This window comes from Streptomyces europaeiscabiei (assembly GCF_001550375.1).
GTDB lineage: Bacteria > Actinomycetota > Actinomycetes > Streptomycetales > Streptomycetaceae > Streptomyces > Streptomyces europaeiscabiei.
On sequence record NZ_LRTR01000778.1, the window covers coordinates 1 to 8,061 of the forward strand.

Consider the following 8,061-nt stretch of genomic DNA (forward strand, 5'->3'; position numbering starts at 1 on the left):
GGGCGCGCCGTGAACGGGCCGCGCGCGCCGTCGCCGAGGGGCTGCCGGTCCCTCAGGACGTCCCAGACGAGGGCGAGGACCTCGAGTACGCCGCCGTACGCGAGCGGCTGGAGTTCCTCAACGAGGTCAGCGGACGCATCGGCACCTCCCTCGACCTGTCCCGGACCATCGTCGAGGTCAGCAAGGCCGTCGTGCCCCGCTTCACCGACGTCGCCGGCACCTATCTGCGCGAGCAGGTCGTCGCCGGCGAGGGCTTCCCCGACGGCGTGCCGGACACGACCACCATGTGGCACCGGGTGGCCCTGGAGCACACGGACGAGCCGGGCCGCTGGGAAGACGTCGTACCGGTCGGCGAGGCCATGCCGTTCCCGGCGCACACCCCGTTCTTCCAGTGCATGACCACCGGCGAGCCCGTCCTCGTGCCGCGCATCAGCGAGCAGATGGGGCACGCGATCGCCGCGCAGTTCGAGAAGCGCGACATCCGGCCGCTGATCAGCAACCGCTCCATGCTGGTCGTGCCCCTGAAGGCCCGCAACGTGGTCCTCGGGTTCATGATCCTGCTGCGCCACCCGGAGCGCGAGGTCTTCGACGACATGGACCGTGTCACCGGCGCCGAACTCGCCGCCCGCGCGGGCCTCGTCCTCGACAACGCCCGCATGTACACCTACCAGGAGAACGTCGCCGAGACGCTCCAGGACAGCATGCTCCCGCAGATCGAGGCCCACATGGCGGGCTGCGACATCGCCACCCGCTACCTCCCGGGCACCCTGCTCGGGCGGGTCGGCGGCGACTGGTTCGACTCGGTGAAGCTGCCCGGCGCCCGCACCGCCCTGGTCGTCGGCGACGTCATGGGGCACGGCCTCAACTCCGCCGCGATGATGGGCCAGTTGCGCACCGCCGTCCAGACCATGGCCGCCCTGGACCTGCCGCCCGCACAGCTGCTGCGCAACCTCGACGACCTCGCCCAGCGCCTCGGCGAGCACTATCTGGCGACCTGCCTCTACGCCGTCTACGACCCCATCGCGAGCGAACTGCACCTCGCCAACGCCGGGCACATCCCGCCCGTGCTGGTCCGCGCGGTGGACGGCCGCAGTGAACTGCTCGACCTGCCCACGGGCGCGCCCATCGGCGTCGGCGGGGTGCCGTTCGAGACGGTACGCGTGCGCGTGGAGCCCGGCGACCGGCTCGTGATGTGCACCGACGGCCTGGTCGAGGTGCGCGGCGAGGACATCGGCGTGGGCCTCGCGACGCTCTGCGAGTCCGCCGCCCACCCGGCCGCGTCCATGGACGACGCCTGCGACACGATCATCCGCGCCCTCAACACGCGCGGCGGTCGCAAGGACGACGTGGCCCTGCTGATGGCCCGGCTCAACGGCATCGAACCGGACGACGTCGCCGAGTGGCGCCTCGCCCCCGACCCGAGCGAGGCCGCCCGCGCCCGCGCCGCCGTCCGCGAACAGCTGTACGTCTGGGGCCTCGACGCCCTCGCCGACACCACCGTGCTCCTGGTCGGCGAACTCGTCACCAACGCCGTACGGCACGCGCGCGGGCGCCGTATCGAACTCCGCCTCGTCCGCGGCGACACCCTGCAGTGCGAGGTCTCCGACGACGACCCCACCCTGCCGACCCTGCTCAGCGCGGCGCCCACGGACGAGTTCGGCCGCGGGCTGCGCGTCCTCACGACCCTGGCACGCGAGTGGGGGACCACCCGGACGGGGGCGGGTAAGACGGTGTGGTTCGAACTGACCCTGCCGCGACGGCGTTGAGGTGACGGGGGATCGAGTCGGCACCGCCCCGAGGCGGCTGTCGGCCGTGCGGCTGTCGGCTGGGGCCAGGGGGCGCGCGATCTGGGTGAGGGGTGAACATACGCGCACGGTGCTTGTCTGTGCGTTCCGGGCGCGGTAGACCGATCTGGGCCGCCGGAGTGGCGGGCCGCGTCACTATTTCCGGGGGTTGGGCATGAGTGTGACGAGTGGGTACCGGGAGGCCTGGGAGGGGTTCTGGCGGGAGGCACCCGAGGGACCGGGGGAGGTCTTCTGGGACGCCGGGCCCGAATGGACCGCGGCCGTCCATGTCGCCCTGTTCGAGCCGTACCTGACGGCCCCCGCCCTGCCCCTCGTCGACCTCGGCTGCGGCAACGGCACCCAGACCCGCTACCTGGCCGACCGCTTCCCCACGGTGATCGGCGCCGACCTCTCCACCGCCGCCCTCGACCGGGCCCGCCGCGCCGACCCCGGCCGCCGGTCCGCCTACCGCCTGCTCGACGCGGCCGACAAGACCGACGCCGAGACCCTCCACGCCGACCTCGGCGACGCCAACGTCTACGTACGCGGCGTACTCCACCAGTGCGAACCCGACGACCGCCAACGCCTCGTCGACACCATCGCCACGCTGTTGGGGGAGCGCGGCCGGGTCTGCCTCGTCGAACTCGCCGAGGCCGCGAAGCCCGTCCTCATGGGCCTCGCCCAGAGCCCCACCGGCCCCCCTGCCAAACTCGCCCCGATCTTCCGCCACAACATCGCCCCGGGCGAGGTCACCGACGCCGCGGTCCCGCGGTATCTGCGCGCATCCGGCCTCACCCTCGTCGCCGACGGCGACCTCCCGCTGATCACCACTGAGCACACGGCCGACGGCACCCGGATCGAACTGCCGTCGAGGTGGTACGTGGCGGGGCGCACGGCGTAGCGCGGCTCCGGCGGGCCGGTGCGCCGTCCCGGTCGACGGCGGTGGCCGCGGCGGTGAGAGTTGTCCACAGGTCTGACACGGATCGGCGCGAACGCGTACGGTTTCGAGTCATGAAGACCTCATCTCTTGGGGCTGCTGCCGTGACCTGCGGCGCAGACTTGAACATGGCAGTTAGTGGGGTGACTGATGGCCGCTGAAACCCAGTGGGACCCATGGCGGCGGATGTCAGAACTGATGTCACGGTCGGCCGGGTGGGCTCACTCCTGGTAGTCGGCCGCTGGAGCCGTCGTGGCGCGCTCTGCACGTTGTCGAAGTGGTGGTGCGGCCCGGTGACCGACACCGCCGCGCAGGTGGTGTCCGCCGTGTTCGACCAGGCAGAGCACCGCGACCCCGGCGACCGCCGTTGCTGGGTCGTCCTGGTCGACGGGGCCCGCCAGCAGATCGACCTCATCAAGGCCGAAGCGCTACAGCGCGGCGTGGACGTCCACATCATCGTCGACCTGATCCATCGTGCTCGACCATCCGTGGCGAGCAGCCTGGTGCCTGCACGACAGCGGCGACGCCTCCGCCGGGACCTGGGTCGCCCGCCACGCCTGCGCCCTCCTGGCCGGCGGCGTGCAGCAGACCGCCGCCATCGAGGAAGCCGCCCGCACCGCCGGACTGCGTGGCGCCCAGCGCAAAGGCATCGACGAGGCCGTGAACCACCTGACCGGCAAGGCCGAACACCTGCACTGCGACACCGCCCTCGAAGGCGGCTGGCCGATCACCACCGGAAGCATCGAGAGAGCATGCCGCCACCTGGTCAAGACCGCCTGGACATCACCGGCGCCCGCTGGGGCCCGTCCGGAGCCGAAGCCGTACTCAAGCTGCGTGCCGTCCGCGCCAGCGGCGACTTCGACGCCTACCGGACCTGGCACCAGCAGCAGGAATTGACCCGCAACCACCAGACGCGCTACCGCGACCAGGTCATACCTACCTGATCGACAGCGCCCTCATTGGATCCGCACCCTTCTGCTTCATGTCAGAGACGTCCAAACGCTCTTGACCTCGGTGTACAGGTCGAGCGCGCCGCTGCCCATCTCGCGGCCCCAGCCGCTGGCGCCGAAGCCGCCCCAGGGTGCCGAGGCGTCCACGGGGTTGGGCATGTTGATGAAGACCGTTCCGGCGCGGATCTTCCCGGCGACGCGGTGGGCGGCGGCCACATCACGGGTCCAGACGCCGGCTGCGAGGCCGTAGTCGGTGTCGTTGGCGCGAGCGACGGCCTCGTCCTCGTCGTCGTAGGGGAGGACGCAGAGCACGGGGCCGAAGATCTCCTCACGGGCGATGCGCATGTCGTCGCCGACACCGGTGAACACGGTGGGTCGGTAGAAGTAGCCGGGGAGCTCCTCGGCGCGGGATCCGCCGGTGACCAGTGTCGCCCCCTCCTGGACGCCGCTGCGGACCAGCGCGTCGACATGTTCGAGGTGGTCGGCGGTGACCAGCGGGCCGAGGTCCGTCTCCGGTGCGCTGCCCGGTCCGAGCCGCATGTGTCCGACTGACTTGGCGCAGCGCTCGGCGAACTCGTCGGCGAGGGAGCGGTGGACGAGGAAACGGGTGTACGCGGCGCACACCTGGCCGCTGTTGAGGAGCGCGCCCTGCAGGCAGCCGGCTACGGCCGCGTCGAGGTCGGCGTCGGGCAGAACGATGCTCGGTGCTTTGCCGCCCAGCTCCAGTGAGACCCGCTTCAGATTGCCGGCCGAGGCCCGCACGATCGCGCGGCCGGTCTCCGTGGAGCCGGTGAAGGACACCTTGTCGACGCCCGGGTGCTCGACCAGGGCGCGGCCGGCCTCCGGCCCGCCGGTCAACAGGTTCACCACGCCGTCCGGCACACCCGCCTCCCGGCACAGCTCCACGAGCCGGACCGTCGTCATGGGCGTCTGTTCGGCTGGCTTCACGATGACCGTGTTGCCGCAGGCCAGGGCGGGTGCGATCTTCCAACTGGCGATCATCAGAGGGAAGTTCCACGGCGTGATGAGGGCGCAGACGCCGACCGGCTCACGCTTCGTGTACTGCAGCACGTTCGGGAAGGACACCGGTGCGGTCTCGCCGTAGAGCTTGGTGACCCATCCGGCGTAGTAACGGAAGTGCTCCGCGGCGCTCCTGACGCTCACCATCCGCGAGATCCCGAGCGGCTGGCCCTGGTCGCGGGTTTCCAACACGGCCAGTTCTTCGGCGTGTTCCTCGATCAGGTCGCCGACGCGCCACAGGACACGGGCGCGTTCGGCGGGCGCGAGCCCTGCCCAGGCGGGGCTTTCGAGTGCCGCGCGGGCGGCGGTGACCGCGTTGTCCACGTCGAGTGGTCCGGCGTCGGCGCAGCGGGCGTGCGGCTGACCGGTCGCCGGGTCGACGGTGTCGAACTCGGTGCCGGTGGCGGCCGACATCCACGTGCCGCCGATGAAGAGGGTCTGCCCCATTGCTGTGCTCCTCATTACTGTGCGTCGCATCCTGATGCGTCAAGGACGAAGTCGGCACACCGCTCGCCGATCATGACGGCGGGTGCGTGGGTGTTGCCGGAGGTGACTGCCGGCATGACGGAGGCGTCGGCGATCCGCAGTCCCGTCAGCCCGTGGACGGCCAGGCGAGGGTCGACGACCGCGTCCGGGCCGGTGCCCATGCGGCAGGTGCCGACCTGGTGGTGGTAGCTGAGCAGATTGCGCTTGATGTACGCGGCGATCTCGGCGTCCGTGTGGATGCCGGGGCCGGGTGCGATCTCCTTCGACCGCCAGTCGCCGAGCGCCTGCTGGGCCCCGATCTCGCGGACCTGCTTGACCGCCTCCACCATGGCGGCGAGGTCGCTCGGCTCGGCGAAGTGGTTCGGGTCGAGCGCCGGCGCCTGCGTCGGGTCGGCGGAGCGCAGCCACAGCCGGCCCCGGCTGAGCGGGCGGATCGTGCCCGCCAGCACGGAGTACCCGTGGCCCTCCTCCGGCACCGTCTGCCCCGCGACGGGCACCGGTACGTGTGACATCAGGGGCTGCAGGTCGGGTGCGGGCAACGAGGGGTCGGTCTTGGCGAAGTAGTGGGCCTCCAGCTTGTTCGCCGTGCCCTCGGGCACGGCCCTGGCCGACTCCCACACCACCGGCGTGAGGGTGTGGTCGTGCAGGTTCCCGCCCACCCCGGGCAGGTCGGCGGTCACACCGATACCGAGGGCACGCAGCTCGTCGGCGGGGCCGATGCCACTGAGCAGCAACAACTGCGCCGAGCCGATGGTTCCGGCGGACAGGACCACATCACCCGAGCAGCGAACGGTGTCCGTGCGGCCCTGGTGCAGCAGTTCGACGCCCACCGTGTGGCCGCCCTCGACGAGGACACGGGTCACCAGCGCCCCGGTCCGTACCGTGAGGAGAGGGTTGTCGAGGACCGGCTGCACGAAGGCTGTCCAGGCGCTGACCCGTCTGCCGTCGCGGATGGTCCGGTGGATGAGGTTGACGCCGAGGATCTCCTCGGCGTTGCAGTCGTCGTTGTTGGGGATGCCGTACTGCTCGCAGGCCGCCATGAACGCGCTGGTGACCGGGTTGGGCGCGTGGTTGCGGGTGACGGGCAGCGGGCCGCCGGCGCCGTGGTAGGCGGACGGGCCGTCCTCGAAGTCCTCCGAGCGTGTGAAGTACGGCAGCACCTCGTCGTACGACCAGCCGGTCGCGCCGTACCGCGCAGCCCAGTCGTCGTAGTCGGAGCGGTGGCCCCGGACGTAGATCATGCCGTTGAGGGCACTGGACCCGCCGAGGACCTTGCCGCGCGGCCAGAACACCTGTGTTCCGTCCGCATGGCGCTGGGGCTCGGTGGTGTAGGCGTGGTCCTGGGGAGAGTTCCAGAGTTCCCACAGGCGGCCAGGGTCGTGGATGGCCGGGTTGTCGTCCCGTCCACCCGTCTCGATCAGCAGAACGCTTCGGCCGGCGTCGACGAGCCTGCGCGCGACGGCGCAGCCCGCGGACCCGGCGCCGACCACGATGTGGTCGTAATCAGTGTGTGCGGCTCCCATGGGGTGAGCGTCGCTCCACCGGTGGGGTGCGGGCTTGTGGTCCTGTGCACGAAGCCTTGCTGCGGCGGGCACGAAGGGCCCGCCGACTCCTCCTCACCGCCGCGAGCGGCGCGCACCGGCGAAGTCCCGGAAAGTCCCGGGCACCGGCGAAGGCCTGTGCGGGGCGCTGACGACCGGCTACGGGCACGGTGGCGTCACGCGCGCCTCTCGCGGGCTCATGCCGTACACGGACTTGAAGGCGTGACTGAAATAGGCGGGGTCGGGGTAGCCCCAGCGGCCACCGATGGCGGCGACCGGCAGATGGGCCAGGGCGGGGTCGGTGAGGTCGCGCCGGCACTGGGTCAGGCGCCGCTCCCGGATCCAGCCGGAGACGGTGTGGCCCTGCTCGGCGAGCAGTTTGTAGAGGTAGCGGCGGGAGATGTGGTGGGCGGCGGCGATCTCGTCCGGACCGAGGTGCGGATCGGTGAGCCGCTGTTCCATGTACATGAGGATCCGCCGGGTCAGCACGTCCCGGCCTTCTTCGCGGGCTCCCGGCGGGGCCTCGCCGTACGGTGCCAGGAGAGCCTGGAGCAGGTCGACGACGGTGTCCGCGAACCGTGGCGCCGCCACGGACTCCAGCTCTTCCACCTGCTGCGCCAGCCCTCTCAGGAAGGGCAGGACGACCGGCCCGACACCCGTCCGACAGGGCACGGGGACCGCTGTGACCCGCTCGATCCCCGCCTCGGGCAGCCTGAGCAGGGCTCTGGGGAGCATGAGGACGAGTTGGCGATAGGGGTGCTCGAACTCGAGGGTGTACGGGAAGCGGGTGTCGTAGAGGGCCAGTCCGCCCGGTTTCAGGAGCACCTGCCGGTCCTTCTGCGCCAGCGCGCACTGCCCCGACAACTGCAGGCTCACCTTCACGAGGTCCGGCAGGTCGGGGGCGATGTGCCGACGCGTATGGGTCACACCGTGCGGATCCGCCTCGACGACCGAGACCTGGACGGGGCCGAGCCGGGCGCTGCGCAGACGGCCCCGGAAGTCCGGCGTCTCGTGGGGCACCGCGTCCAGGGGGACGAAGCTGCTCTTGATGAGCGTCCGCCAGAAGTCGAAACGTTCCGCGGGACTCCCGTCCGGCGGTGTGGTCACGGTGGGCACGCCAGTCCTCCTTCCGCAGGGTCGGTGCACAGTACGACAAACCAGTGCCAACGCAACAGTCGTCGCAGGCCCCGGAGCAGGACAGTGTCCGCCCGCGCCCACCGCGCACCGCTCCAGGAGTCCTCGCCCCATCCACGCGGAACGGCCCCGGCCCCGCCTCGTGTCAGAGGGGAGCCGGGGCCGATCGCCAGGTGCTCAGGCGGCCCCGGAGCCGGCCGGAGCCGGCT

General features: G+C 71.4%; 6 protein-coding genes. 3 read left to right on the forward strand and 3 right to left on the reverse strand.

The window, feature by feature from the left end; all coding sequences use genetic code 11:
- The 3 genes from AWZ10_RS38045 to AWZ10_RS38055 all read left to right on the forward strand — a co-directional run.
- The coding region (locus AWZ10_RS38045) for a SpoIIE family protein phosphatase (protein ID WP_060893298.1) at window positions 1-1,766 on the forward strand (1,766 nt) is incomplete at its 5' end.
- Window positions 1,767-1,959: 193 nt separating this feature from the next.
- Entirely contained in the window at window positions 1,960-2,685 is a 726-nt protein-coding gene (locus AWZ10_RS38050) for a class I SAM-dependent methyltransferase (RefSeq protein ID WP_046702803.1), read from the forward strand.
- Between the two features lie 510 nt (window positions 2,686-3,195).
- The gene (locus AWZ10_RS38055; RefSeq protein WP_060893299.1) at window positions 3,196-3,618 is read left to right on the forward strand and encodes a hypothetical protein; all 423 of its coding nucleotides are present in this window, start codon (window positions 3,196-3,198) and stop codon (window positions 3,616-3,618) included.
- Window positions 3,619-3,701: 83 nt separating this feature from the next.
- Here the strand turns inward: AWZ10_RS38055 and AWZ10_RS38060 are convergent, their stop codons facing one another.
- The 3 genes from AWZ10_RS38060 to AWZ10_RS38070 form a co-directional block, all read right to left on the reverse strand.
- The gene (locus tag AWZ10_RS38060) at window positions 3,702-5,138 is read right to left on the reverse strand and encodes an aldehyde dehydrogenase family protein (RefSeq protein ID WP_060893300.1); all 1,437 of its coding nucleotides are present in this window, start codon (window positions 5,136-5,138) and stop codon (window positions 3,702-3,704) included.
- A gap of 14 nt (window positions 5,139-5,152) precedes the next feature.
- Window positions 5,153-6,700 (reverse strand): GMC family oxidoreductase, encoded by a 1,548-nt coding sequence (locus tag AWZ10_RS38065; RefSeq protein ID WP_060893301.1) that lies wholly within the window; start codon window positions 6,698-6,700, stop codon window positions 5,153-5,155.
- Window positions 6,701-6,877: 177 nt separating this feature from the next.
- Window positions 6,878-7,834: an AraC-like ligand-binding domain-containing protein gene (locus AWZ10_RS38070; protein ID WP_060893302.1), complete on the reverse strand. Its 957-nt coding sequence runs from the start codon at window positions 7,832-7,834 to the stop codon at window positions 6,878-6,880.
- Between the last annotated feature and the right edge of the window lie 227 nt (window positions 7,835-8,061).